Origin of the sequence: Pseudomonas sp. 20P_3.2_Bac5 (assembly GCF_025466035.1) — a bacterium.
Classification (GTDB): Bacteria; Pseudomonadota; Gammaproteobacteria; order Pseudomonadales; family Pseudomonadaceae; genus Aquipseudomonas.
Map to the genome: position 1 here is coordinate 74,166 of NZ_JANLOA010000030.1, position 26,322 is coordinate 100,487.

Sequence of the window (26,322 nt, forward strand, 5' to 3'; positions counted from 1 at the left end):
TCAGCGCTCCGACAAACTTTCGCCCACAAGACGTTCAAGCGGACTAAGAAAATAATCAATAACCTTGCGCTTGTCGGTTTTAATTTCAGCGCGCACCGCCATTCCCGCAGATAACGGAAACTGCGTGCCTCCGACCTGCACGCGGTCCTCCTTCAAATGAATAAGAACGCTATAAAGCGGACCGCGCTTTTCATCTTCGATGGCATCTCCGGAAATACTATGAACAACGCCATGGACAACGCCGTACTTAGTGAATGTAAACGTTTCGACCTTGATTTCCACGGCTTGCCCAGGGCGAACAAAACCGATGTCTTTGTTTTCAAGCATGGCCTCCACTTCCACCGGCTGGTTGGCCGGAACGATGGCAAGCAGCGGCTGGGCCTCAGTAACGACCCCACCCTCGGTGTGAATGGCCAATTGCTGCACTGTGCCATCCACAGGAGCAACCAGCCGGGTCAGACGATTGCGCTGTTCGGCTTTGTGTAACTCCTGGGTCAGCGACGCAACCCGCTGGTCCGCCTCATGCAACAGATCAAGGGCAGTGCGCCGGGCCTGTGCCAAAACGCTGACCTGCCGGCGCTCCAGCTCCTTTTTCGAAGCCAACAATTCCACCACGCGGGCCTGCTGCATCTGCAGATCCCGCTCCTGGTTCAGCCGTGATTGCTCCTTCTCCAGCCAGAAGTGCTTGCCAATGATTGCTTTGTCCAGCAAGCGCCGGTAATCCGCCGAGAGTTGGCGGGCAATAGGCAAGGTTTCCTTCAACGATGCGACATTGATCCGGGCTGCCTGGATTTCAGCCATCTGTTGCTCGATCTGGGCCTCCCCCTGATCGAGAGTGGCACGCATTTCCTGGTACTGACTCTGCACCCAGCGTTGTGCGGCAACCTGCCGCGCGGGCGCCGCCTCGGGGATCAAGCCGACGAGCGAGGCAGGCTCACGATTGTTGTCGATCGCCTGCAGAAACACCGCCGCCCGGGCGCTATCGATCTGGGCGGCAAGCAAATCGCTGTCAATCCGCTCGACATCGGCCCCGGTGATTTGCCCATCCAGCTCAACCAGCACCTCACCGGCACGCACCTGCTGACCGTCGCGAACATGAATCGCTTTGACCACGGCGACATCGCTGGGCTGGATGATTTTGGTTTTGCCGCTGGGAATGATCTTGCCGCTGGCCGTCGCCACTACGTCGATCTCTCCGACACAAGCCCAGAGCAGTGCCAAGACACTGAACAGCATTATGGTCCAGAGGATGTAACGCGGTGCCGGGTGCACCGGCTGCTCTTGTAGCGCCAGCGCCGCCGGCAGGAACTGCACCTCGTGGGAGAGGCGCGGCGACGCAGCCATGGCTTTGCGGTTGGCCCATGCGTGACGCCAGACCGCGCGGTAACGCTCCAGCAACGACAGGTCGGCAGCCATCGGCTTCATCAGGCGCCACCTCCCTGCTGCAGGCGATGCAATCGCGAATAATGGCCCGCCTGGTGGGCCAGCAGTTCGGCATGGGTACCCTGCTCCACAATCTGCCCGCGGTCCATCACCACAATCCGGTGCGCATCACGCACCGATGACAACCGATGGGCAATGATGAGGACGGTGCGCCCAGTGCAAATGCCTTGCATGTTGTTCTGGATCACTCGTTCCGACTCGTAGTCCAGCGCGCTGGTCGCTTCGTCGAAGATGAGAACGCGCGGGTCATCGATCAGCGCACGAGCAATGGCTATACGCTGCTTCTGCCCGCCCGACAGCGAAGCGCCATGCTCACCTACGATGGTGTCATAGCCTTCTGGCAATTCGAGTATGAACTCATGTGCACCGACCAGCCTGGCAGCCTCAATGACGGCCTCCATCGGCTTTCCAGGATCGGTGAGGGCAATGTTCTCGCGAATGCTGCGGTTGAATAGCAAGTTGTCCTGTAGCACCACACCGATCTGCCGACGCAGCGAAGACACATCGACCAACGACAGATCCATCCCATCGATCAATACGCGCCCTCGCTCAGGGCTGAACAAACGCTGGATCAACCGCGTCAAGGTGCTTTTGCCGGACCCCGAGCGGCCAACGATACCGATCACCTCGCCGGGTTGAATCAAAAAGCTAACACCGCGCAGCACCTCGGCCCCCTCAGGCCGATAGCGGAACGCCACTTGGTCGAACTCGATGCCCCCGACAGCATGGGCATGCTGCTACGCGCGGTCTGGGTAAGCTCGCTGCGGGCATTGAGAATGTCGCCCAAGCGCTGCACTGAAACACCTGTCTGCTGAAAGTGGCTCCACAACTGAGCCAGCCGCATGATCGGCTGCGAGACACGCCCGGCCAACATGTTGAAGGCAATCAGTTGGCCTACGCTGAGTTGCCCTTGTATCACCAGTTGCGCCCCTGCCCAGAGCGTTGCGACCGTCACTAGCTTGCCTACAAGGGCAACCGATTCACTGGCGATCGACGACAGATTCTGAGTACGGAACCCTGCTGCGACATAACCCGCCAACTGGTTGTCCCACTTGCGCATGAAGTGAGGTTCTACCGCCAACGATTTCAGGGTATCGATGCCGTTGACGGTTTCCACCAGAAACGCCTGGTTTTCCGCACCGCGGGCAAAACTCTCGTTCAGGCGCGCGCGCAACAGAGGAGTAATGAGCAGTGAAATCAGGAAATACAACGGCAATGACAGCACCACGATAAGTGTCAGCCACCCGCTGTAGAGAAACATCACAGCGATAAACACCACCGAGAACAGTACGTCGAGCAGGAGGGTGATGGAGTTACCAGTGAGAAAACCGCGAATATTTTCCAGCTCGCGAACCCGAGCGACCGAGTCCCCCACGCGCCGCGCCTGAAACCACGCCAGCGGCAGGCTGATTAGGTGACGAAACAGCTTCGAACCCAACTCTACATCGATGCGGCTGGTGGTATGTGCGAAGACATAGGTACGCAGACCGCTCAAAGCTGTCTCGAACAGCATGATGCCCAGCAGGCCCATGGCAAGTACATCAAGAGTCGAGAGCCCGCGGTGCACCAATACCTTGTCCATGACCACTTGAAAAAACAAAGGCGTCAGCAGCGCGAAAATCTGCAATACGAACGAAACCAGCAGCACCTCGCCAAGCAACTTGCGGTACTTGACCACTGCGGGGATGAACCAGGTGAAGTCGAAACGTGATGTTTCGCCCGTGGATGAAGCCTGGGTGCGCACGAGAATCAGCTCACCTGTCCAGCGTTGCTCAATCGCCTCAAGGCTGATGACTTCCTGGCGTAGGGTTGACGGGTTGTGGGTCAGTACACGTCCTTGTTCCAGGCGGGCAATGATGAAGAATTCGCCATCCTTGCCAAACGCGATGGCGGGCAGAGGTGTCTGAGTCAGGCGCGAGACACTAGTGGAAACGTAGCGAGCCTTGAGCGAAAGATGTCTGGCGGCCAGCAGTAGAGCGGTCTTGCCGAAGCACCGACCGTCCTCGCCGAATTCGTGAGCCAATTGTTCAGCCGTGACAGCGATGTTGTGGAAGCGGGCGAGCATCACCAGACAAATCAGTCCGGTATCTCTGATGCACTGTGCACCCTCTGCATGCGAATCCATTTGCATGACTCACCTCGGCGGGAGGCTGACGCGGCACGTAAAGGCTGTCACCGCCCGGGGCGGCAACGGCTGCAGCTCGATAAAGTCGTGGGTCTAGAGACGACGCTGAATCCCTGCCATACCTTTTCGGATACTTTCTGGTGACTCCCTTAGAGCAAAGAAGGTCACCTTACCAATGTCAAGAAGCCATCAAGAAAAAGTTGCGACAGCCATCATCCTCCTGGCACCCACGCGACCATCTAGATCGCGTCTGAAAAGTAAGTTGCTGTTCTGCCAAACATCCGTGCGATCAGTTGTCACTGTCCTTGCTCGGCGCCAATTGCGACGCCGGGTTCTCCGCCGGCTGCTGCATCTGCAGCGACGGTTTGCTCGGGTCGGAGTCCTTGCCGGGGTGGTTGGAGTTGTCGAAACAGCCGCCCAGCAGCAACAGGCCAGACAGCAGGAATACCGATGCACTTTTCATGGACAGTGCCCTCCACAGCGCTGCAAAAACAAAGCGGCGCATCGGACCCAGGCCACGATGCGCCAGTCAGACGGGGCACTGTTCATGCCCCGCCAGGTACTGCTGTGATGACGGAAGCTGTGATTACGGAAAGACCCCGCAATCAGGAGCGACCACCCTTGCGGCTGGTGTCGGTGGTTTTTTGCTTGTCCTGATTCATCCCACCCGAGTGCTGGCCGCCTTTGCGTCCGGCTTCTGACGCTTTTTCCCGGTCATTGGCGAAGTTGCCCGGGTTGCCACCCTGCTTGCTACCTGTCTGACCAGTGCTTTTTTCGTTGTTAGCCATGATCTTTCACCTCATTGGAAAGCGAAGGGTGCACGGCTGATGCCGTACATGAATTAGGAGCACGGCTGGCGGGAGGGATTCGGTTTATTTGAGCACTGCCGGACAAGTGGCAGTAAATGACCGCAGGCGCTTGTTTGGCGCGCCAAGGGATTCATCACAAAGGAAAAACACGGGGCAGCGACGCCGCCCCGCGAGGATCACATGTTGCCGTGATCGTGATGCATGGCGTGGCCGCCGGCATCGTTGAGAGCGCGGACGGGCGCCTGCACCTCGATGGATTGCGAGGTGCCCTTGGCGTCCTCGATCACCAGGGTCAGCGGTACTTGCTCGCCTTCTTTCAACTGCTGGTTCAGGCCCATCAACATCACGTGGTAGCCGTTGGCATCGAGCACCACGGCCTTGCCGGCCGGCAGCGCCAGGAATTCCACCGGGCCCATGGTCATCACGTCGCCGTTCATCTTCATCTGGTGGATCTGCACCGTCTTCGCCACCGACGAACGCACCTCCACCAGCTTGCTGTCGCTGTCGGCGGTGAGGGTCATGAAGGCGCCGGAGGATTGCTGGTTGGCGACGGTGGCGCGGGCCCAGGCGTTGTCGACGCGGGTTTGCGCCAGCGCCGGCAACGCAGCGGCGCACAAGGCCAGCACTGCCAGGGCAGGTTTGAACAGGGAACGCATCAGCAAATCTCCATGAGGGTCAGCAGGTCTTCGGCGCATTCCTTGGCGTTCAGCGAATGGGACAGGCCAAGGTACAACCGGCCACGAGAATCGAAGACGAAACTGGTGGAAGAATGGGACACGGTGTAGGTGTCGCCCAACGGCACCTTCTCGTAGAACACGCCGAATTCCTTGGCGGTGGCAGCGATCTGTTCCGGTGTACCAGACAGCGCGGTGAAGGTCGGATCGAACGCCTTCACATAGTCATCCAGCACCTGCGGGGTGTCGCGCTCGGGGTCGAGGGTGATGAACACCACTTTGAGGAAATCGCCATCGCGGCCCATCAGCTTCTTGATCTGCACCGCACGCGCGAGGGTGGTCGGGCAAACGGCCGGGCACTGGGTGAAGCCGAAGAACACCATCGGCATCGAGCCGTAGAAACTCGACAGTGCGTAGGTGTCGCCGTGGACGTCCTTGAGTTTGAAGGAGCGGCCGAGGATCTTGTTGCTGAGGTCCTTGCCGTACTTGAAGTCGAGCTTTGGCGATGTGTCGCAGCCAGTCAGGGCACCGAGCCCCAGCAGGCTGAGCCCGGCGATAACCTTGCGCCGGGTCAGTAAATCATTCATGTAACCGTCCTTTCGGGAAGGTACGAGCCTCACAGCGAAGCCGTTCATTTCATGGTTTTTTGCGAGGCGGCATTTTGTCACGGTCGCTGACACCCCTGCCAGCGCACAGCGCCCGGCGGATGCGACCCGATGTCGCAGTTGCGTAACGGAGTCGTAACAGCGCGTGACGAGACTCGCGAAAGTGGCCACGCGCCAGCATCCGGGTTATTGTCGCCGTTTTTCTGACAGGGATGCGCTCGAAATGCTGTCAGTGCCACTGACACAGCCTGTCAGTGCGCCACGCTAGAGTCGCCGCCAACGTCCACCCGACACAGGACCCGTCATGGCGGCCCACGAACACGACACCCTGGCCCTGCGCCTCGCGGAAATCCTCCGTCTGATGCAATCGGGCGAGCGCCCTACCCGCCTGCAACTGGCCGAACGCTTCGGCGTCAGCGAGCGGACCATCTACCGCGACCTCAACCGCCTGGGCGATGTCATCGAGCCCGGCGCCAACGGCGTCTATCAGCTCGCCAGCCATTACCGCAGCAGCCTGTCGCCCGCCGACCTGCAGACCTTCGCCCGCATCAGCGGCGTCGAGCAGTTGTTTCCGGCCAGCGACCGCCGCTCCTGGCTCGACCTGCTCAAGCCGGGCCCGGCGAGTTTCCTGGTGCGCGACGGCCATTCAGGCGCGAGCCGCCCCGACCACCACGCGTTCCGCCAACTGGGCCAGGCCATCGAGCGGCGCCAGCGCTGCCAGTTGAGCTACACCGGCAAGCTGCGGCGGGTCGAGCCCTACCGGCTGATCCACAACAAGGGCATCTGGTACCTCGCCGCCACCGAAAACGATCACCTGAAAAGCTTCGCCCTCGGGCGCCTCGGCGAGCTGCGCGTGCTGGATGAAACCTTCGCGCCCAACGCCGATATCCAGGCGCAGATCGAAAACGACGATGACGTCTGGTTCGGCCAGGACCGCCTCGACGTCACCGTGCGGGTCGCCGCCAGCAACGCCCACTACTTCCTGCGGCGCAACGTGCTGCCGCACCAGCAACTGATCGAACAGCAGGACGACGGCCAACTGGTACTGCGTTGCCAGGTCAATCACCCCAACCAATTGCTGCCGATCATTCGCTACTGGATTCCCCACGTACGCATTCTCGAACCCGTCTGGCTGCAGCAAAAACTGCGCGACGAACTGACCGACTACTTGCACTGAGGCAGGACACCCCATGACCGAAATGGAAAAGCCGCTGGGCGACGACTACGACAAAGACGACAGCATCGACTTCGAGCAGGTCGCCGAGGAGCAGGCGAAACGCATCGAAGGCGAGCTGTTCGAAAACACCGAGAACGCCAACAAGACCACTGCGGTGATCGCCTCTTTCGTCGCTTCGTGCAATGCGCGTGGCGAGAAGCCGCTGGAGCTGTGGCTGAGTGACGAGTTCCGCAAATATCCGGACCTGTGGAAGGACGAGCAAGACCTGCTGCAGACCAGCCGCGAGGTCATCCAGTCAACCACGGCGTTCAACCGGTCCCGCGAATCGCTGCAAGCGCACCTGGACACCGGCCGCAGCAAGGCCTCGTGGCTGGCCGGCGAGATCGAGAAAAATGCCGCCGTCACCGGCTCCGTGAACGTCGGCCAATACGCCGGCGGTATCGACCGGGCGCTGGCCGACGCCAGCGAAAACGCCCGGAAGATCATCACCACCCAGGCCGGCCCGATCAACCAGAACCCCAACCTCAACGGGTTGATCGCCGAGCAGCATCACGTCGACACCTTCAATATCGACGCCGCCGCCAAGGGCAGCCCTTACCGCGCGCGGGTGGTCGGCTCTCAGGAACTGAACTCGGTCGACATCGAGATCGTCGACGGCAACGGCAATGTGGTCGGCAAATACCAGTCAAAGTACGGCGCCGACGCCAAGGCTACCAATACCCAACTGAACGGCGGTGACTACAGCGATCAGAAACGCCTGGTCCCCGAAGGCCAAAGCGCCGATGTGCCCGACAGCACCGAAGTGATCGAGGTCGACGGGGTCAAGTCCAAGCCGCTGTCCAAGGAAGAAGCCAAGGCCCTGCAGGAAAAGGCCCAGGCCGAGGAAGAGTCACGCCAGTACGATTGGAACGACACCAACCGCATCGACATCGCCAAGCAGATCGGCAAGCAGGCGGTGGTCGGCGCCTGCATCGCGGTGGGCATGCAGGGCACGCGGATCCTTGCCCGACGCGCCTGGAACTGGCTGAACGGCCGGGAAAACCCCAGCGCCAATGACGAACTCAAGGAGTTCTTCGACAGCTCCCTGCGCGCCGGCACCAACACCGCCGCGCAGGTGGCGGTCTCCGGCGCCGTGGTGGTCGCGGTGAAAAACGGCTGGCTCGGCGCAGCGCTGCGCGGCACCCCAGCGGGGCTGATCACCAACATCGCCTGCGTCGGCCTGCAGAACGCCAAGATCCTCTACAAGCTGGGCAAGGGCGAGCTGACCGGCGAAGAAGCCGTCGACGCCATCGGCAACACCACCGTGACCACGACCATGGCCATCGCCGGTGCCACCAAGGGCGCCTCGTTGGGCGCGGCGATCGGCACGGTATTCGGCCCGGTGGGGATTGCCGTCGGTGGTTTCGTCGGGGGCGTGGCCGGCGGTATCGCCGGCGGGCAGATCGGCGAGGTGGTCTATTCGGCCGGCAAGGCCGTGGCCAAGACCGCGCTCAAGACCGTGGCGCGTGTCGTCGAAGGGGCCGGCCGGGCGCTGGAATCCATCGGGCGCGGCATGAGCAATTTCGCCTCTTCCCTCTTCTCCGGCTGGTAAGCACTGATGAACCTGCTCGAACTCAAGGACAAGATCAAATCTCACCTGGTGGCCGGGTATCCGGGGCTGTACATCCACTCCGGCGAAGAGGCGCGGGTCGACGCCATGCTCCAGGACGTCGCCGCGCAACTGAACCTGCATCCCAAGGAATGGAACCTCGGCTACGGCTGGGTGGACTTCTTCAACAAGCAACCGCGGGGCAGCCAGGGCCCGAAGACCGAGCTGGCGGACAGCCTGCCGGCGCTGCTCGACGACGACCTGGACGGCAAGCTTTTCATCATCAAGGACGCCCGCAGCGCCCTGGAAAACCAGCCGCTGGCGGTGGCCCGGCTGAAGCAGTTGCTCAACCGCATCCAGCGCCATCATCGCGGCAAGGCCGCCGTGGTGCTGGTGTCGGAAACCCTGCACATCCCGCCACCGATCGAAGCGCAGATCACCCTGCTGCCACTGCCATTGCCTCGCGGCGAGGAAATCGGCAGCCAGCTCGACAGCGTCTGCCAGCACCTGGAATTGCTGGTGCCGGAACACCTCCGGCAGCGCCTGCACGCCGCCTGCAGCGGCCTGAGCCAGGAAGAAATCCGCTCGGCGCTGGCGATGGTCCGCCTGCAGCACGAACAGATCAACGATGCCGCGCTGGCGCTGATCCAGCACGAAAAGGAACAGATCATCGCCAAGAGCGGTGTGCTGGAAATGCTCCGGGTCAGCGAAAACGCCACGGACATCGGCGGTCTGGAAAACCTCAAGCTGTGGCTGGGACGCCGCGCGCAGATTTTCCGCCGCCTCGGCGAAGCGCATGAAGCGCGGGTGCAGGCGCCCAAGGGCGTGCTGATCGCCGGCATGCCCGGCTGCGGCAAATCGCTGACCGCCAAGGCCGCGGCCGGCCTGTTCCAGTTGCCGCTGCTGCGCCTGGATATCGGCTCGCTGCTGGGCAAATACGTCGGCGAAAGCGAGCACAACATGCGCCGCGCCCTGACCATGGCCGAATCGGTCAGCCCGTGCATCCTCTGGATCGATGAACTGGAAAAAGCCTTCGTCGGCATGACCAGCGGCAGCGGCTCGGAAGTCTCGTCGCGGCTGTTCGGCTATTTCCTGACCTGGATGCAGGAAAAGACCGGCGCGGTGTTCGTCATCGCCACCGCCAACAACATCACCGCCCTGCCCCCGGAACTGCTGCGCAAGGGGCGTTTCGACGAGGTGTTTTATGTCGGCTTCCCCAACGCCGCCGAGCGCGGGGCGATCCTCGATATCCACCTCAAGGGCGAGGAGCTTGAGCTCTCAGCCGAGCAGCGCAGCACGCTGGTCACCCAGTGCCGCGACTACGCCGGCGCGGATATCCAGAACGCCATCAACGAGGCGCGGGAAGCTGCCTTCCTCGACAGCCGCGCGCTGAAGTTCGAGGACGTCGAAGCGGCCATCGAGTTGACCGTGCCGCTGCGCGAAACCCTGCGTGAGCAAGTGGCGAAGTACGAGGATCTGTTCGAAAAACTCAAGCTCAAGCCGGCCTCGGCCTGCGACGGCCTGAGCGTGGCGCAGATGATCCAGATGGCGGACAGCGTCAACGCACTGCGCCGCGAAGAAGTGGCCAGAAGTGAAGATTGCCCGGACGACCTGCTGGAAAAACTCGCGGGCGATCAGGTCGAAGACATCCGCATCGCGGTGTACAGCAACCCCAATTGCCCGGAGCGCGTACTGACCCTGCGGATCAATATCGAGGACGACCATCCCGACTTCGACCTCGACCTGCTGCACCTGGCCTGCGTTCACCCGCAGGCACCGCAAGACCTGCTGGCCAGCGAATTCCATCGCCTCAAATTGAAGCCCGAACACCGGCGCCTGCTGGCGCTGAAGAGCAGCCACGAACCGCTGCTGCGAGAAATGCTGCTGGACAAGGACGCCGAAGTTCGGCGCGCCCTGGCGCAGAACCGCCATATCGGCAACGACACGCAGCGCCAGCTCAGCAAGGACAGCGCGGACAACGTGCGCCTGGCCTTGGCCGGCAATCCGCTGCTGTCCAGCGAGGCGCAGTCGCTGTTGTCGCGGGACGCGGAGGCCGATGTCCGCGAAACCCTCGCCAGGCTGCCGGCCTTGAACGAGGCGGTACAACTGAACCTGGCCCGGGATGAGGACGCCGAAGTGCACCTGGCGCTGGCTTCTCGCGGCGGTGAAGCCGCGTTGCCCGACTCGGTGCAACTGGAACTGGCCAACGACGGCATGGACGTGCGCCTGCAACTGGCCAGCAACCCGGCCATCGGTGCGCCCGCGCAATTGTTGCTGGCCCAGGACAGCCACATTGAAGTGCGCAAGACCCTGGCCCGCCACCCCGCCCTCGCCAGCGCGACCCTGCAATACCTGGCCAAGGACAGCGAATCGGTGCAGATCGAACTGGCCGCCAATCGCAACCTGGGTTCGGCACTGCTGCAACGCAGCCTCGTGCAGAGCGAATCCGCTGATGTCCGTGCGGCGCTGGCCGGCAACGATCACGCCAGCATCGAAATTCTCGGTCTGCTGGCCCGCGACCCGGACCCGGCGGTGCGCGAAAAACTGGTCAGCAACGATGCCATCAACGTGCAGATCATCGACACCCTGCTGCAGGATCCGCACACCGAGGTGCGCGAAGCCATGCTGATCTGGTGCACGGCACTGTCCGCCGAACAGCAGCAACGCATCGTCAATGATCCCGAGCCGAGCGTCCGCGAGCAATTTGCCTGGCACTGCGAACTGAACGACGACGCGCAAGCACACCTCGCCGGCGACACGCCGCAGGTGCGCGAAAACCTCGCACGCAACTACCGCATCGGTGCCAGCATCCAGCAGCGGCTTGCCGTCGACAGCGAGGTCGATGTGCGTCGCGCGCTGGCGCGAAACCTGAGTCTGGGCGGCCCGGTCCAGGCACGCCTGGCGGAAGATCCTGACATTGCGGTGCGTGTCGATCTGGCAGGCAACCTGGAACTGACCGCGCCGGTGTTCGCCGAATTGCTGAAGGACGTCAAGGCGGTGCAGATCGAACTGGCCCGGCATGCCAGCCTGACGCAAGGGCAATATGCGCAGTTGGTCAGAAGCGAGTTCGACGAGGTACGGCAAACCCTGGCCGGCAACACCAGCCTCGGCGAAGACGTGATGCGTGAGCTTGCTCAGGCGACGCCGGCGCCCGCCCTGCACAGCGCCTGGTATGTGATTCCCGAGCCGTCGAAGGTCGACCTGGCCTTGGCGGGCAATGCCAAACTGCCAGCGAACTTGCAAAGCGATTACCACAGCAATTGGGTCAAATCGGCACCGCTGATGGAAGTGCTTGCCGGCAACCCGGCGCTCGATTCAGCGCTGCAAGGGAAGCTGGCAACACACACCGAGTACACCGTCCGCGCGAAGCTCGCGGCCAACCCGAAGCTGGCGCTGGACGTGGCGCAAAAACTGGCCAAGGACTCCACCGTTACCGTGCGCTCGGCACTGATCGGCAGCCAGCCGCTGCCCGCCGATATCGAGGAGCGCCTGTGCGACGACCACTCGTACAGCGTTCGTGTCGACCTGGCGGCCAACCCGCACCTCAGCAAGCGGACCCAACAAGCGCTGGCTGCGGACAATCATGAAGAGGTGCGTACCGAACTGCTCAAGCGGGCCAACGGTCACCCGGGCTACGCCCTGAAATTGCTGGCCCAGAGTCTGCTCGCACAGGACGACGAATTCGAGATTCGCGCCTTGCTGGCCGAACACCCGCACCTGAGTCTCGCCCTGCAAAGCCACCTCGCCGAGGACGACTCCGTCACCGTGCGCAAGGCCCTGGCCGCGCAACCCAGCAATCGCTGGGGCCGGGCACTCAGCGAAGAGGTGCAACTGCGCCTGTTGATAAACAGCGAAAGCAGTGTGCGCGTGGCCCTGGCGGGCAACGCCCAGTTGTTACCTCACGTGCAACTGGCGCTGGCCCGGGACAGCGACATCAAGGTGCGCAAGGCGCTGATCGACAAGAGCAGCAGCTATGGACCTCGCCTGCTGATCGTGGCGCAGAAGACCCTGGCCAACGATGCCAGCGAAGAGGTGCGGATCGCCCTGGCCAGAAAGCTGTTCGGCAGCCATGCACCGCCCAGCAACGAGGAAATCCTGCTGATGCTGGCGGGTGACAGCAGCCTTGAGGTCAAGGAAGCGATCGCCTTCTCCTTGAGCTTCGGCGACGCCCCGTTCAGCGAGGCGGTAATGAACCGTCTGATGGAAGGGCTCGACGAGGAAACCCGAGCGTCGCTGGAGGACATCCTGGCAAGCTGCGACGAGGACTGAGCCGCCGGCAAAAAATGTTCCCACAAGGATCGCCTGAAACTTGTGGGAACAATTACTTCAGGCCTCCCTCGCCAGTTTGCGATGCACCCGCCAAATCCCACAGCCAAACCCGCAACGCCCTCACACCTGTCACAAAACGGCCCACTTCCTGCTGTAGGTACGCCGACGCATCTTCAAGATGCACACGCCTACCGACACCTAAGGATAAGTGCCGTGTTCAAACCGCTAGCCATCGCTGTAGCCCTCGGATCTTCACTGCTGCCTCTGGGCGCCAGTGCCTACGAGTATGGGGAATATGCCGGACAGACCCTGGACCGCCTGATCAACGATTACCCCGGTCGTTACCGTGGCACCACCAACTTCGCCGGCGCCGCCGACTGGATGCAGTCGCAACTGGGCTTCGGCTACCAGACCAGCCGCCAGGACTTCACCTGGGCCGGCACCCGCAATTCGCAGAACGTCATCGCCTCCGCCGCTGGCAGCAACAGCACCTATGTGGTGCTCGGTGCCCACTTCGATACCTATTACGGCCGCCCCACCCTGCAAGGGCTGGACGACAACGCCTCGGGCGCGGCGGTGCTCACCGAGATCGCCCGCAACCTGGGCGGCATCGCCCTCGAGAACGGCCTGGAAGTGGTCGCCTTCGGCGCCGAGGAAGAAGGCCTGCGCGGCTCCCACGCCTACGTCGCCTCACTCAGCGACAGCCAGCGCGCCAACCTGCTGGGCATGATCAACCTCGACAGCCTGATCACCGGCGACAAGATGTACGCCCACGCCGGCAGCAATGCCGTCGCCAACCCGGCCCTCGGCGCCTACCGCGACCAGTTGCTGCGCATCGCCAGCGAACTGAAGATCGACCTGTTCACCAACCCCGGTCTCAACAGCAGGTACCCCGCCGGCACCGGTTGTTGCAGCGACGGTGAAAGCTTCAACGGCCTGAACGTGCCGGTGCTGTTCATCGAAGCCACCAACTGGGAACTGGGCGACCGCGACGGCTACGAGCAGACCGACAACCCGGCGATCCCCGGCGGTTCCACCTGGCACGACCCAGCGGAAGACAACCAAACCGTGCTCACCAACGCCTTCGGCGAAGCCCGCATCGAACAGCGCCTGCGCGACTTCTCGCGCCTGCTGACCCGTCTCGTGCTGGAACTGACCAACGCCGACCTGCTCGCCTCCACCGCGTCCGGCGGCGCCATGGCGCGGCAGATGGAAGACCAGTTGCAGCGCCAGCACCAGGCCATGACCCGCCTGCACGACCGCCGCTGGCTGAGCGTGCTGGGCAGCGAGCGCGCGGTGGGCAGCTTCGATGGCGAAGTGGGTGCCGAGGGCGAGGTCTCACCCGACAGCGGCTTCGACGCACCGGGCAATCCTGAATCGAAACGCCTTGGCGTGCATGTGCTGGGCGACTACCGCCTGAGCCAGGCGGTTACCGTCGGTGCCAGCCTGAGCTTCGAACGCAGCCGCGACAGCCTCGACCATGACGGCCGTGTCGAAGGCGACGCCTGGCAGGTCGGCGCGTTCGCGCTGCTCAACGATGGCGGTCCGCAGTGGCTGGCCGGCGAGCTGAGCGCCGGGCACACCCGCTTCGACACCCAGCGCTCGGTGTTCATCCAGGCCAACGGCGGCCCGGTGCTGCTGGACCAACACCTGTCCGGCGACACCTCGGCGCTGTTCTGGGGCGCGCGGCTGGACGGCGGCTATGACTTCACCTTCGGCGGGCTGAAAACCGGCCCGGTGGCCGGGCTCGACTACGTCCACTACCGCATCGACGACTTCAATGAAGACGAAGCGCTGCGCACCGCCCTGGGTTTCGAAAAACAGGATTACGACACCCTCGAAGCCAGCCTCGGCTGGCGCCTGCACGGCAGCCTCGGCCTCGGCGGCATGGCCCTCAAGCCTTACGCCAGCGTGCGCTGGGTGCGGGAACTGGCCGATGGCCGGCTGGACGAGATCGACCTCACCAGCCGCGCCGACGGCCTGGTGCGCGTGGCCAACCTGAGCGACGTGGACAAGAGCTTCGGCCGCGCGCAACTGGGCGCGCAATTGATGGTGACCGAGCAACTGGGCGTGTTCGCGGAAGCCAACACACGCTTTGCCCATGACGAAGGAAACCAGGCGGGGTATTCGCTGGGGGTGCAGTGGTTGTTCTGACACAAGCGTGATGGCAAGCAAGCTGGCTCCTGTTCTGCAGGAGCCAGCTTGTCGGGACGCCAAACCGTCACGATTGCAGTGCCAACCTGACCTATCCTCAATCAACCACTCAGCCAGGATCCCCACCATGCCCCGCCTCCCTGGCCTCACGACCACCCTGCTGCTTACCCTCCTGTCCCTGCCGACCCAGGCCGCCGAGCCCTGGCACCTGGCCAGCAACGAAGACGGCATCCAGGTCTACCTGCAAGACGTCCCCCACTCCAACTACCAAAGCTTCCGGGGCGTCGCCCTGATCAAGGCCGACGTGCGCACCCTCAGCGACCTCCAGGAAAACCTCCGTGTCGCCTGCAAATGGCTGTACTCCTGCGCCGACATGCGCCTGCTGAAAGTCGAGGACGACAACACCTGGGTCTACCTCACCACCGCCCTGCCCTGGCCCGCCGCCACCCGCGACATGGTGCTCAAGGTGCAGACCGAGCGGAGCGACGACGGCAGCCTGATCCGCCACCTCTCGGCCGTGCCCGGCATGGTGCCGCGGGAATCCGGACAAATCCGTGTCACCCAGTTGCAAGGCACCTGGAGGATGGTTCCCAAGGGCGAACGGGAAACCGAAGTCACCTACGAACTGCAGGCCGAACCCGCCGGCGACATCCCCGCCTGGCTGGCCAACCGCTTCGTTATCGATGCCCCGACCATCACCCTGAAGACCTTGCGCGCCGTGGCCGAACGCCAAGGCATCCACTCAACGGACGAGCCAACGGAGCCCATTCAGTAAATGAATACGACGAATTCCAACATTTAATTTGTGGATGCGAAGCATTGTTCCTATTGTAGGAGCGCAAGCCCGGTAGAACCGCCCTCACCGGCGGTCCCGCGGACACAACAACAAACACCCCCGAGACTTCCCATGTCCAAAACCTACTTCGCCCCTCACGGCGGGCACCCGGCTCAGACCGAGCTGCTGACAGACCGTGCGATGTTCACCGAGTCCTACGCGGTCATCCCCAAAGGCGTGATGCGTGACATCGTCACCAGCCACCTGCCGTTCTGGGACAAGATGCGCATGTGGGTCATTGCCCGCCCGCTGTCCGGTTTCGCTGAAACCTTCTCCCAGTACATCGTCGAAGTTGCCCCGGAAGGCGGCAGCGAGCGTCCTGAGCTGGACAAGAACGCCGAAGCGGTACTGTTCGTCGTCGAAGGTGAAGTCGACATCACCCTGCAAGGCAAGCCGTACACCCTGAAACCGGGTGGCTACGCCTTCATCCCGCCGGCTGCCGAGTGGAGCCTGCGCAACAACAGCAACGCCAATGTCACCTTCCACTGGATCCGCAAGCACTACGAAACCGTAGAAGGCCTGCCGCACCCGGAAGCGTTCGTCACCAACGAACAGGACATCGCTCCAATTCCGATGCCGGGCACCGATGGCGCGTGGGTCACCACCCGCTTCGTCGACATGGCCGACATGCGCCACGACATGCACGTCAACATCGTGACCTTCCAGCCGGGCGGCACCATTCCGTTCGCTGAGACCCACGTCATGGAACACGGCCTGTACGTCCTGGAAGGTAAAGCGGTGTACCGCCTGAACCAGGATTGGGTCGAAGTGGAAGCCGGCGACTTCATGTGGCTGCGCGCCTTCTGCCCACAAGCCTGCTACTCCGGCGGCCCGGGCCCGTTCCGCTACCTGCTGTACAAGGATGTGAACCGCAACGTGCACCTGACGCTGAACCCCAAGCGTTAATGCTCGCGACTCTCGCAGCCTGAACAGAAAAAGCCCGCCCTCCCCGGCGGGCTTTTTTGTGGGCGAATGAGTGCTTGCCTGGAAAAACACAGAAGACCAGAATATCGACCTGAATTGAGGACCTGAATATGCAAAACATTCTTGCCGACGTCGCGGTCAGCGTGTCAGAACTGAAGAAAAATCCCTCCGCAGTCCTGGCAAATGCTTCTGGAATGCCAGTGGCGGTGCTCAACCATAACCGCGTCATGGGCTATATGGTTCCGGCTGAGCTCTACGAATCAATGATGGAGCGCCTTGAAGACCTGGAACTGGTAGAAATCGCCAAGGCCCGCGCAGGAGAAGAAACCATCCCGGTGAATCTGGATGACCTATAGCCTTGAGTTCGTCCCTTCAGCGCTGAAGGAATGGGAAAAGCTTGGGCATACCCTTCGCGACCAACTCAAAAAGAAGCTCAGAGAACGCCTCGAATCACCCCGCGTTCAGGCTGATGCGCTGCGCGACATGCCGAGCCATTATCAAGATCAAACTCAAAGCCTCTGGCTATCGTCTGGTTTACCGCGTCGAAGATGACCGAGTGGTCGTTGTAGTAGTCTCCGTCGGCAAGCGCGAGCGCGGCGAAGCTTACCTGTCCGCCAAGACACGTTGAGCGCTGCACAGCCGCTCACTGCTGATCCAGCAACCGCCCCAGCACCGCGCCCAACTCCTTCACCATCGGCTCCGCCGTCGGCCGATGCACGATCACGATTTCATAGCTGTCCACCACCGGCAGCCCGTCGGCTACCCCGAGCACCCGATGATCCCCGCTCACTGCGCGCGGCGGCAGCAGGCTGATGCCCATGCCATCCGCCACCGCCGCCTGAATCCCGCTGAGACTCGAACTGGTGAACGCAATCCGCCAACGCCGCCCCAGACTCTCTACGGCGCTGATGATCTCGTCCCGGTACAGACCACGGGGCGGAAACGTCACCAACGGGATCGGGTCCAGTTGCAGCGCCGGGTTCTTCGCACTGTCGATCCAGGCCAGCTCCTCCGGCCAGCTCACCACCCCTTCGCGCCCATTGCGCCGCTGCTTCAGCAACACCAGGTCCAGTTCGCCGTTCTCGTAGCTCTGGCTGATATCCCGGCACAGGCCACTGGTCACCTCCAGCTTCACCTGCGGATGTTTGCGATTGAACGCCGACAACACATTTGTCGTCCGCCCCCCAACAAAATCCTCCGGCACCCCCAACCGCACCGTCACCCCCACCGTCGCCCCCGCCAGCGCCTCCGCCATCTGATCGTTCAGCGCCAGCATATGCCGGGCGTAGCCGAGCAGCGTCTGCCCCGCATCGGTGGGTAAAACCTCGCGGTTGCCACGCTCCAGCAGGCGATGGCCGACCATCTCCTCAAGGCGGCGGACCTTCTGGCTGATGGTGGATTGGGTGGAATGCAGGCGGGAGGCCGCCGTGGTGAAACTGCCGCAGTCGGCGACCACAACCACCGCGCGAAGGAGGTCGAGGTCGAAGAGGGTTCTAGTGGGGTTTGGAATGGGGGGCATGGGAGTATTTGAGAAATGAATGAGGTGCAAAGGTTCTAACACGCACCGCGAGGTGGGGCAACGCAACCATCTGCGAGCGCTGTAAGACCAATCCTTCAAATCAGTAGGATCTCGCGCTAGAGTCGGTGGCTATTTGCCAACGAAAGGATGCGGGATGCAGTTTCTTGTGAGGGGACGTGTAAGCCATGGTTAATTACACGTCCGAAAAACTGGTGCCAGGCGCCGTCTATACCCGCGAAGACCTCAAACAGCGCTTCGATATCACCGACGCCACGATCAAGACCGGGATTTTCCAACCTAAAGGCACGCACTCGGTTTGGTTGTTTTTGACGGAACACAAAACAAAAGACCGTACCCAATTTGTCGATCTTCTTTCCGGCGACACGCTACAGATGCAAGGTCAGAAGGCAGGTCGAAAAGACAAACTGCTTATTGACCACAAAACCAATGACCTAGAACTGCTGGTCTTTTATCGGCGTAAAAAATACGAACACCCCGGTGCGGGCTTTCGCTTCGAAGGTATTTTCGATTACGTCGCGCACACGCCAGATACACTCCCCACCCCTTTCGTCTTGCACCGCCGCCCTGGCTCGCTGGATGACGGCGTGCCCAACGAAGTGCCACAGCAACTAAACGCCCAAGGGGTTTTCGATCCCGTCGGAATCGAGGACGCACGCCACCGCGAGTTCGTGTCTATCGTCCGTCGACGCGGCCAACCACGCTTTCGAAAAGAACTGCTGAGGGCTTATCAAAATCGGTGCGCGATCACAGGCTGCGCTATCGAAGCCATTCTTGAAGCGGCGCATATTCACCCCTATCAGGGTGACAAGACGAATGTCGTTTCGAACGGTTTACTGCTGAGGGCCGATATCCATACGCTCTTCGATCTGAACCTGCTTTGGATCGAACCGGATACCCTTCAAGTGCGTTTGGCCGACATTTTACTGTCTAGCGAGTACGCCTCTTTGAATAGCAAGCCCCTGACCGTGCCAGCGAACGAAGCGGATCATCCAAGCACAATAGCGCTGGCCTCTCGGCTACAACTTCCGACCGGGTAATTCGCGGATAAAACAAAGGGCAGTAACGGTAATCCAACCGTCCTGCCCTCTCCGGCCTCAAGCGAATTGCGAGCCCTGAAGAAACATCTCCCGCTCAATAGCGCGGCGTCTCGCCATCTGCATGTCCGGCCGTCCGCGCACTTGAATCCATTTCAGGAATTCCTCGGCGGCCCGGTCGATCGCTCCGGCATTGACGTGGCGGATCAGGATCGAGCTACGAACACGGATCAGCCCATAGTCGAACACCAGCAATAGCAGTGCATCCCATTGACCCTGGCTTACCGGCACTTCAAGCATGCCGGCCAACTGGGTTTCATGGCGGCCGATCTCATGCTCCAGCTTGGCCTCCGCCTCGGCCTGGGTGATGGTCATGCCTGCATGGACATCGCCATAGTGCCCATAACCGATAAACCACAGGCCCGCGGGGTCCTGACGAGCATTGAGGGTCAATCCGGTGCGGCGCTTGAGCAAATCCAGACCTGTCGAGGACAGTCGCATATTCGAGCTCCTTGCAAAAAGTGAGGACAATATTGCCCAAGACTACTTCACTCATCGCCGCCGTGATAGCACTAAGCCTTCACTCAGAAGCGGACTTTTACGCCCACATATCCGGTCCGACCGGGGGCGGGTTCGTAGTAGCGGCCGCCGCTGTCATTGATCCGCAGGTTGTCGTAGTAACGCCGGTCGGTCAGGTTATCCAGCCCGGCATAGGGTTCCACATTCTCCGCCCAGCCCTTGAGCTGGATGCCCGCCCGCAGGTTGACCACCGCGTAACCACCAATCCGCGCGGTGTTGGCGCTGTCAGCGTACTGGCGGTCGTAGACCGAGGTGTTGAGGCGCGCGTACCAGTTGTCGCGGCTGTAGCTCAGTTCACCAAACAGGCTCTGCACCGGAATACCCGGCAGGCGCTTGCCATCGGCGCCGTCGAAACTACGGTAGCTGTAGTCGTTGAGGCTGTAGGCGGTGCTCAGTTGCCAGTGCTCGTCAGGCTGCCAGCGCGCGCTCAGCTCCAGGCCGTCGCGACGGGTGGAGCCGGCGTTGCGGTAGAAGGTGCGGCCATCGACGTAGGGCACCAGCTCGTCGCGGGTGTCGATGCGGTAGACCACCGCCTCGTAGCGCCAGTGGGCGGTCTCGCCTTTGAAGCCTATTTCCTGGTTGAGTGCTTCGGCGGGTTCCAGGCTGCTGTTGAACCCGCCACCGCTCGGGTTGGCCATTTCGGCGACCGTCGGGGTCTCGAACGAGGTCGCGACGCGAGCGTAGACGGTGTGGTTCGGGTCAAGGCGATAGCTGAGGCCGGCGCTGTAGTTGAGGTCACGCAGGGTGCGATCACCGGAGTCGTCGCCGTCACGCAGGAAGCGGTCGTCGACGCTCAGGCGCACGGCGTCATGCCGCAGGCCGAGGCTGAGCACCCAGTTTTCGGTCAGTTCGGTCTGGTTTTCCACGAACAGGCCGAGGCTGGTGGCTTCCTCTCGCTGGCGTGAGGTCAGTGCGCCCTTTTCGCCACCGATGATGTTGTTGTTGCGGTCGCGGTCGTCACGCAGGGATTCCAGGTCGGCGCCAAAGGTCAGCTTGTGATTCAGGCCGAACCAATTGGCGACATGGCTGTAATGCCCGCCTACCCCGCCGAACAGGCGCTCGTAGCTGGTCTGGCCGTTGGCGGCCAGCGGCAGCCGGTTGGTGAAGTCGCGCTGACCGACGTAGCTGCGGAGCTGATAGGTATCCTCGCCCACGGCCTCGCCGTCCCACACCAGCGACAGCCGCTGTTGCCTGATGCGCTCATCGGAATCGAAGCTCAGGCTTTGCGGACGCGCCTGATTGCGATCCGCGCGAACCTGCGCAAGGGTCAGTCCGCCAGGATCTTCCGAACGGTTATCGAGCGCATGCATGGTCAAGGCCAGACGCCCGGTATCGCCCCACCAGCGCAGTTTGCCGGTGAGGTTGTTGGCTTCGCTGGTGGCGTGGTCGCGGTAGCCGTCCATCGTCGTCGAACTGACGGCCACCAGGGCACCGAAATTGCCCTCGGTGCCGCTGGCCTCGATGCTTTGTCGGCGATAGCCGTAGCTGCCGAGGCTGAAGTCAGCGGCAACGCCCGGATGATCGCCCGGTTCACGGGTGTTGATCGCCAGCACGCCGCCGGCACCGTTGCCGTAGAGCACGGCGGCGGGACCGCGGAGGACTTCCATGCGCTCCACCAGGCCGATATCGAGGCCGTCGAGTTCGGTCTGGCCGTCGGGCATGGTCAGCGGCACGCCGTCCACCAGCACGCGAATGCCGCGCACGCCGAAGCTGGATCGCGAACCGAAACCGCGGATCGCCGGGCGCAGGCCCTGGGCGGCGTTGTAACGACTCTGCACGACTACGCCGGGCACGGCGGAGAGCATGTTGCCCAGGGTCAGTGCCTGGTCGCCGCGGCTGTCGGCGGCATCGACGACGCTGGCCGACAGTGCGGCCTGGGCCCATTGGTCACCGGTGCGAGTGGCCGTGATTTCGACCGGTTCGACTTCGACGGAGGAATCCGCCAGGGCGGCGGTGGTGGTCAGCAAGAGTGCGCCGAATGCTGCGCGGCGATGTGCGGCCCGTTGCCGCTCGTTGTTCTTCATGGAGTGTTCCACTGGGTCCCGCGAGGAAGTTTTCCAGGGTGCCGGCTCCGCATTGGCACCTGGGCTGGACGCTTGTCAGGCCGGACCATACGAAAATTGATAGGCATATGGCTACTAAGCAGGAGTTAGAAGTGCGCGGTACTAAGGTGGGTCACTCGAAAGTAGGAGATTGATGAAAATTGAGGCCGCAAAGCGGCCCCAATCCGACTCAATAGAAATACGCCGCCCTGAACTGCAACGAATTATCGATCTTCACCCCTTCACGCACCGTGGTGTCGTGCATCACCTGCCCCATCAACTGCAACTGCTTGCCGACCATGGTCGCCACAGTGAACCCGACCGTGCCGTTGTTGCGGCTGGTGGCCAGGGTCTGGCCGTCGAGGGTTTCGCGCGCGCCCCAGTTGTGGCGGTAGCTGATGGCGGCATAGGTGTCCTGGGTGAAGTTGTAGCGCAGGTGGTTGTGCAGTTGCAGCAGGGTGTCCTTTTTCGCGTCGGTGGAGCGCTGGTCGTCATAGAACTCGGCTTCGGCGATCACGTCCCAACTGATCTTGTCGGTCAGGCCCTTGATGTAGCCCACCTGGAAGTCCACGGCCCAGCGGTTGTTGCTGAGAGCGAAGCCCTGATTCTTGTCGCTGCCGGTTGGCGCGGTGAAGAACACCGACCAGCCGAGGTGCTCGTTGCGCTCCAGATCGCCGATGGTCCACAGGGTGCCGCCGAAGGTGATGTCGCCCAGGCCCGAGGTTTTGCTGTGGCTGGCGCCGATGTCCTGCTGGCCGAAGGGGATGACGATCTGCGGGTCCCAGGTGTATCCGGTGCCGAAGAAATCGGTGAAGTGGATCAGACGCAGGACGCCGACGGTCATGTCCAGGTCGAGGTCGTCAGCGACTTTCTTGCCGCCGGAGTAAACCTTATCGCCGCGCGGGTTCTGCTGATAGAGCACGACCACGTCGGTGCCCTTGGGCAGCGCGGTGTAGTCGCCCGGGTCGGGCTTGACGTCGGCCAGGGCGGACAGGGAGACGCCGAACAGAGCCAGGCCGGCCGTCAGAATCGAGGGGCTGATGATCTTCATGGGGAACTCTCGTTTTTGTTTTTGTTGGCGTGAAGAATCCCGGGCGGCCCCTTTTCAGGGGCCACCAAGGCAGGTTGGGTGACGGTGGGTTTACTGCGCGACGCTGGCTTTCAGGTCGGCCTGCAGGTCATGGGTGCGCTTGACCAGATACTGGCGGATCAACTCCATGTCCTCACGCTTGAGGATGTCGGAGAAGTTCGGCATGCCGCGCTGGATCAACGCACCGCTGACGAACGCCGGGAAGGCCGCGTGCTTGTCCTTGGTCAGGTAGCGCAGGTCCGGGACCACGCCGCCGGCGACCGCGTTGAGGCCATGGCAACCCGCGCACAGGCCGTTGAACATGTTGCGTGCCTGAACCAGTTGCTCGGGGGTCGCCGTCAGCTCCAGGTCAACATTGGGGAACACCGGCGCCTGACGCGGCGGCGGCAATTCGCCCTTCGCGCCGAGCTTGAAGGCGATAATCCGCGATTCCGACTGGACCTTGGCCTTGTTGGTCAGCGAGCCCGTCAGCAGCGGAAGAATCCCACCCCAACCTACGGAAAACGCCACATATTGGTCGTTGCCCACGGTGTAGGTAATCGGCCCGGCCATCACGCCAGAGTTGGCGCGATGCTCCCAGAGTTTCTCGCCCTTGTCGGCGCTGTACGCCACCACCCGACCGTCCGCGGTGCCCTGGAATACCAGATTGCCGCCCGTTGCCAGGGTGCCGCCATTGCCGGCGCTGGCATATTCCTGTTTCCAGGCTGGCGCTTGCTTCACCGGGTCCCAGGCGATCAGCTCGCCGGTCCAGGAATCGCGGATCTGCTTGAAGGTCTTCGGATCTTCCGGCAGATCAGGTACGTCCAGTCCGAAGTTCAACACCGACTTGTTCGGGAAGAACATCGGCTCCTTCGCGGCCTTCAGCTCGGCTAGGGTGTGCTGGGCCGGGATGTAGACATAACCGGTGTTGGGGCTGTAGGACATTGGGTGCCAGTTGTGCCCGCCAAGGAAGCTTGGCTGTACGACTTTCGGCTCCTTGGAGTAGTCCGCGGCGCCGGTCAGCACCGGGCGGCCGGTCTTCAGGTCGATCTCGCTGGCCCAGTTCACCGGCACATAGTTTTTCGCCGAGATCAGCTTGCCGTTGGTACGGTCCAGCACATAGAAGAAGCCGTTCTTCGGCGCCTGCATCAACACCTTGCGGACCTGGCCGTCGACCTTGATGTCGGCAAGGATCATGTGTTGGGTCGCGGTGTAGTCCCAGCGGTCCTGCGGGGTGACCTGGTAGTGCCAGACGTATTCGCCGGTGTCCGGGCGCAGGGCCAGAATCGAGGACACGAACAGGTTGTCACCCTTGCCCTGGCTGCGGAACTGGTAGTTCCACGGCGAACCGTTGCCGGTGCCGATGTACAGCAAATCCAGGTCCGCGTCGTAGGCCATGGAGTCCCAGGCCGTGCCGCCACCGCCCCACTTCACCCAGCCGTCACCGGTCCAGGTCTTGAGGGCCATGGCCATGGCCGGGTTTTCCGGCGGCAGCTTGGGATCGCCCGGCACGGTGTAGAAACGCCAGGCTTCCTTGCCGGTATCGGCGTCGTAGGCGGTGACATAGCCGCGCACGCCGAACTCGGCGCCGCCGTTGCCGATCAGCACCTTGCCTTTGACGATGCGCGGAGCGCCGGTGATGGAATAACTCTTGGAGCGGTCGAGGATGGTGTCCACCGACCAGACTTCCTTGCCGCTGGCTGCATCCAGAGCGATCAATCGACCGTCGAAGCTGCCGACGTAAACCTTGCCGTTCCACACCGCAACACCGCGGTTGACCGGACCGCAGCAGCCCTGACTGAGGTTTTCGGGCGGGACTTTCGGATCGTATTTCCACAGCATTTCGCCGGTGGCCGCGTTCATCGCATAGACGATGCTGAAGGCGCCGGTGGTGTACATGACTCCGTCGACCACCAGTGGCGTGGCTTCGGTGCCGCTATCGATATCCAGGCGCGTGGTCCACGCCATGCCGAGCTGACTGACGTTCTTGTCGTTGACGGCATTGAGCGGGCTGTAGCGTTGCTCGTCGTAGGTACGACCGTGACTCATCCAGTTGCCGGGTTCGAGATTGGCGTTTGTCAGGCGTTTCGCATCGACCTGGGCAGGGTGCGTGCTGTCCACAGCCGAGGCATGCAAGGAGGACAGCAATAACGGGAGACCCGCCAGCAGAAAGAGGGTTTTCATGTGTTTCGGACTCCAGCGACGCATTATTGTTTTTATGAACCCGCGAGGCAGGCCGCCCCCGCGGGTCACGCAATAGCAGAGCTTGCGCTATGTAGGAGTATTAGAAGTTTTGCGGGAGGGCTGCGCTTGACTGTGACCGCCAATCCAGTTGGCATTTTCTGCCAGTAACGAAGGGCTCACTCCTGAAAGGCATGGGCCCGGTAATCGCGGGGCGAAACATCGAACTGACGCTTGAACGCCCGGCTGAAATGGGCCACATCGACAAAGCCCCACTTGAAGGCGATTTGCGTGATCGACTGGCTGCGCAAGGGATGGCTGCACAGGTCATGGGCCACTTTGCTCAAGCGCGTGCGAAGGATATAGCGCGACACACTTTCACCGTGCTCTTCGAACAATCGGTAAAGGCTGCGCACCGAGGTGTGCAACTGATCGGCAAGATAGGCCGGCCCGAGGTCGATATCCTGCAGCGACTCATCCACCAGTCTCAGGGCGGTGGAAAACAGGCTATTGCTCTGCAGCAGATGCTCCTGCCCTTCTGCCTGGCCCGACATCGCCGGCAGCACCAGACTCACCAGCGCACTCTGGATCGCCTGGCCATCCTCGCCATTGGCGGCGCCGTCGCCGAGCATGCCGATCGACTGCACCAGCGAGCGCACCATGCGACTGGAGACATTATTTCGTGAGAGTTTTCCGAAGAGGTTATCGCCCTTGAACTGGCGAGTGACGATATCCCGGGAGAGATGCACCGAGACATTCTCCACCAGCCCCAGCGGCTCGATCTCGAACAACCGCGCCGAGTCCACCAGCGCGATGTCCTCCGGGCCCAGTTCCACTTCCATGCCGGCCTGGCGGATCCGCTGGCGACCGCTGCGTTGGTAGATGAGGAAGCAATGACTGTCATCGCTGTCGACGCCGATCAGCTCGCGGCTGATCAACCGGGCATTCGTGCGGATGTGCGCGGTATCCAGTGCGCCAATGGTCTGGCTGTGGATTTCGCCGATGAAGTGACGGGTGAGACTGGAAGGCAGGGTACTGAAATTGCCGCAGATGCTACGCAAGGAGTGGCACCAGCGTTCGAATCCAATCTGCTCGCTCGATGGCAGGAACATGGTGCCTCCGGAGGGTTATTTTTTTATTAACATATTATCTAAATTACAGGAGGGCAAGCTGAAGGTGCGCAAACGGGTGATTCGGGAGACAGGCTCATTCATAAAAGCCTACGCGTCAACTCGGGATTATCCTGGCGAGCGTTTCCCATAGCCTTGTTTCGC

19 protein-coding genes and 2 pseudogenes are annotated in these 26,322 nt (G+C 62.0%); 9 read left to right on the plus strand and 12 right to left on the minus strand.

Annotated features, from left to right (window positions below):
* The 6 genes and pseudogenes from NTD88_RS05550 to NTD88_RS05575 all read right to left on the minus strand — a co-directional run bounded on the left by NTD88_RS05550 (position 1) and on the right by NTD88_RS05575 (position 5,638).
* Complete coding sequence (locus tag NTD88_RS05550; protein ID WP_262127671.1) at positions 1 to 1,416, minus strand: HlyD family type I secretion periplasmic adaptor subunit; 1,416 nt, start codon at positions 1,414 to 1,416, stop codon at positions 1 to 3.
* Positions 1,417 to 1,424: 8 nt separating this feature from the next.
* Positions 1,425 to 3,568, minus strand: a pseudogene (locus NTD88_RS05555) (type I secretion system permease/ATPase).
* Between the two features lie 289 nt (positions 3,569 to 3,857).
* A complete protein-coding gene (locus tag NTD88_RS05560; protein WP_175651696.1) occupies positions 3,858 to 4,031 on the minus strand; it encodes a hypothetical protein in 174 nt (57 codons plus the stop codon).
* 142 nt (positions 4,032 to 4,173) lie between these two features.
* Positions 4,174 to 4,356, minus strand: coding sequence for a general stress protein (locus NTD88_RS05565; protein ID WP_095159252.1), 183 nt, complete (start codon positions 4,354 to 4,356; stop codon positions 4,174 to 4,176).
* A gap of 197 nt (positions 4,357 to 4,553) precedes the next feature.
* On the minus strand, positions 4,554 to 5,033 hold the full coding sequence (locus NTD88_RS05570; protein ID WP_262155243.1) for a copper chaperone PCu(A)C: 480 nt from the start codon (positions 5,031 to 5,033) through the stop codon (positions 4,554 to 4,556).
* Positions 5,033 to 5,638 carry an SCO family protein gene (locus tag NTD88_RS05575; RefSeq protein ID WP_110970904.1) on the minus strand — a complete coding sequence of 202 codons (606 nt, stop codon included), beginning with the start codon at positions 5,636 to 5,638 and terminating at the stop codon, positions 5,033 to 5,035. The genes NTD88_RS05570 and NTD88_RS05575 overlap by 1 nt, the downstream gene beginning before the upstream one ends.
* A gap of 322 nt (positions 5,639 to 5,960) precedes the next feature.
* On the opposite strand from NTD88_RS05575, the gene NTD88_RS05580 reads away from it, so the two are divergent.
* The 8 genes and pseudogenes from NTD88_RS05580 (at position 5,961) to NTD88_RS05615 (ending at position 17,231) form a co-directional block, all read left to right on the plus strand.
* The gene (locus NTD88_RS05580; protein WP_262155244.1) at positions 5,961 to 6,833 is read left to right on the plus strand and encodes a helix-turn-helix transcriptional regulator; all 873 of its coding nucleotides are present in this window, start codon (positions 5,961 to 5,963) and stop codon (positions 6,831 to 6,833) included.
* A gap of 13 nt (positions 6,834 to 6,846) precedes the next feature.
* Complete coding sequence (locus tag NTD88_RS05585; RefSeq protein WP_262155245.1) at positions 6,847 to 8,424, plus strand: hypothetical protein; 1,578 nt, start codon at positions 6,847 to 6,849, stop codon at positions 8,422 to 8,424.
* A 6-nt stretch (positions 8,425 to 8,430) separates the two neighbouring features.
* Positions 8,431 to 12,690 (plus strand): AAA family ATPase, encoded by a 4,260-nt coding sequence (locus tag NTD88_RS05590; RefSeq protein WP_262155246.1) that lies wholly within the window; start codon positions 8,431 to 8,433, stop codon positions 12,688 to 12,690.
* Positions 12,691 to 12,903: 213 nt separating this feature from the next.
* On the plus strand, positions 12,904 to 14,844 hold the full coding sequence (locus NTD88_RS05595) for an autotransporter outer membrane beta-barrel domain-containing protein (RefSeq protein ID WP_262155247.1): 1,941 nt from the start codon (positions 12,904 to 12,906) through the stop codon (positions 14,842 to 14,844).
* A gap of 127 nt (positions 14,845 to 14,971) precedes the next feature.
* A complete protein-coding gene (locus NTD88_RS05600) occupies positions 14,972 to 15,619 on the plus strand; it encodes an START domain-containing protein (protein WP_262155248.1) in 648 nt (215 codons plus the stop codon).
* Positions 15,620 to 15,751: 132 nt separating this feature from the next.
* Positions 15,752 to 16,585: a bifunctional allantoicase/(S)-ureidoglycine aminohydrolase gene (locus NTD88_RS05605; protein WP_110970898.1), complete on the plus strand. Its 834-nt coding sequence runs from the start codon at positions 15,752 to 15,754 to the stop codon at positions 16,583 to 16,585.
* A 128-nt stretch (positions 16,586 to 16,713) separates the two neighbouring features.
* Complete coding sequence (locus NTD88_RS05610) at positions 16,714 to 16,959, plus strand: type II toxin-antitoxin system prevent-host-death family antitoxin (protein ID WP_095159245.1); 246 nt, start codon at positions 16,714 to 16,716, stop codon at positions 16,957 to 16,959.
* Positions 16,949 to 17,231, plus strand: a pseudogene (locus NTD88_RS05615) (type II toxin-antitoxin system RelE family toxin). Before NTD88_RS05610 ends, NTD88_RS05615 begins: the two are co-directional and overlap by 11 nt.
* A 15-nt stretch (positions 17,232 to 17,246) precedes the next feature.
* On the opposite strand, the gene NTD88_RS05620 reads toward NTD88_RS05615, so the two are convergent.
* Complete coding sequence (locus NTD88_RS05620) at positions 17,247 to 18,122, minus strand: LysR substrate-binding domain-containing protein (RefSeq protein WP_095159243.1); 876 nt, start codon at positions 18,120 to 18,122, stop codon at positions 17,247 to 17,249.
* A gap of 185 nt (positions 18,123 to 18,307) precedes the next feature.
* Between NTD88_RS05620 and NTD88_RS05625 the strand changes: the two genes are divergently transcribed.
* Positions 18,308 to 19,180: an HNH endonuclease gene (locus tag NTD88_RS05625; protein WP_262155249.1), complete on the plus strand. Its 873-nt coding sequence runs from the start codon at positions 18,308 to 18,310 to the stop codon at positions 19,178 to 19,180.
* 57 nt (positions 19,181 to 19,237) lie between these two features.
* Here the strand turns inward: NTD88_RS05625 and NTD88_RS05630 are convergent, their stop codons facing one another.
* From NTD88_RS05630 to feaR, 5 genes are all read right to left on the minus strand, one after another.
* Positions 19,238 to 19,678, minus strand: a complete 441-nt coding sequence (locus NTD88_RS05630) for a lysozyme (RefSeq protein WP_262155250.1) — start codon at positions 19,676 to 19,678, stop codon at positions 19,238 to 19,240.
* Positions 19,679 to 19,761: 83 nt separating this feature from the next.
* Positions 19,762 to 21,780: a TonB-dependent receptor family protein gene (locus NTD88_RS05635; protein ID WP_262155251.1), complete on the minus strand. Its 2,019-nt coding sequence runs from the start codon at positions 21,778 to 21,780 to the stop codon at positions 19,762 to 19,764.
* 208 nt (positions 21,781 to 21,988) lie between these two features.
* Positions 21,989 to 22,849, minus strand: a complete 861-nt coding sequence (locus NTD88_RS05640; RefSeq protein WP_095159240.1) for a transporter — start codon at positions 22,847 to 22,849, stop codon at positions 21,989 to 21,991.
* A 90-nt stretch (positions 22,850 to 22,939) separates the two neighbouring features.
* Entirely contained in the window at positions 22,940 to 25,051 is a 2,112-nt protein-coding gene (locus NTD88_RS05645) for a PQQ-dependent dehydrogenase, methanol/ethanol family (protein WP_262155252.1), read from the minus strand.
* 176 nt (positions 25,052 to 25,227) lie between these two features.
* Positions 25,228 to 26,160, minus strand: a complete 933-nt coding sequence (feaR, locus tag NTD88_RS05650) for a transcriptional regulator FeaR (protein WP_095159238.1) — start codon at positions 26,158 to 26,160, stop codon at positions 25,228 to 25,230.
* Positions 26,161 to 26,322 lie beyond the last annotated feature (162 nt).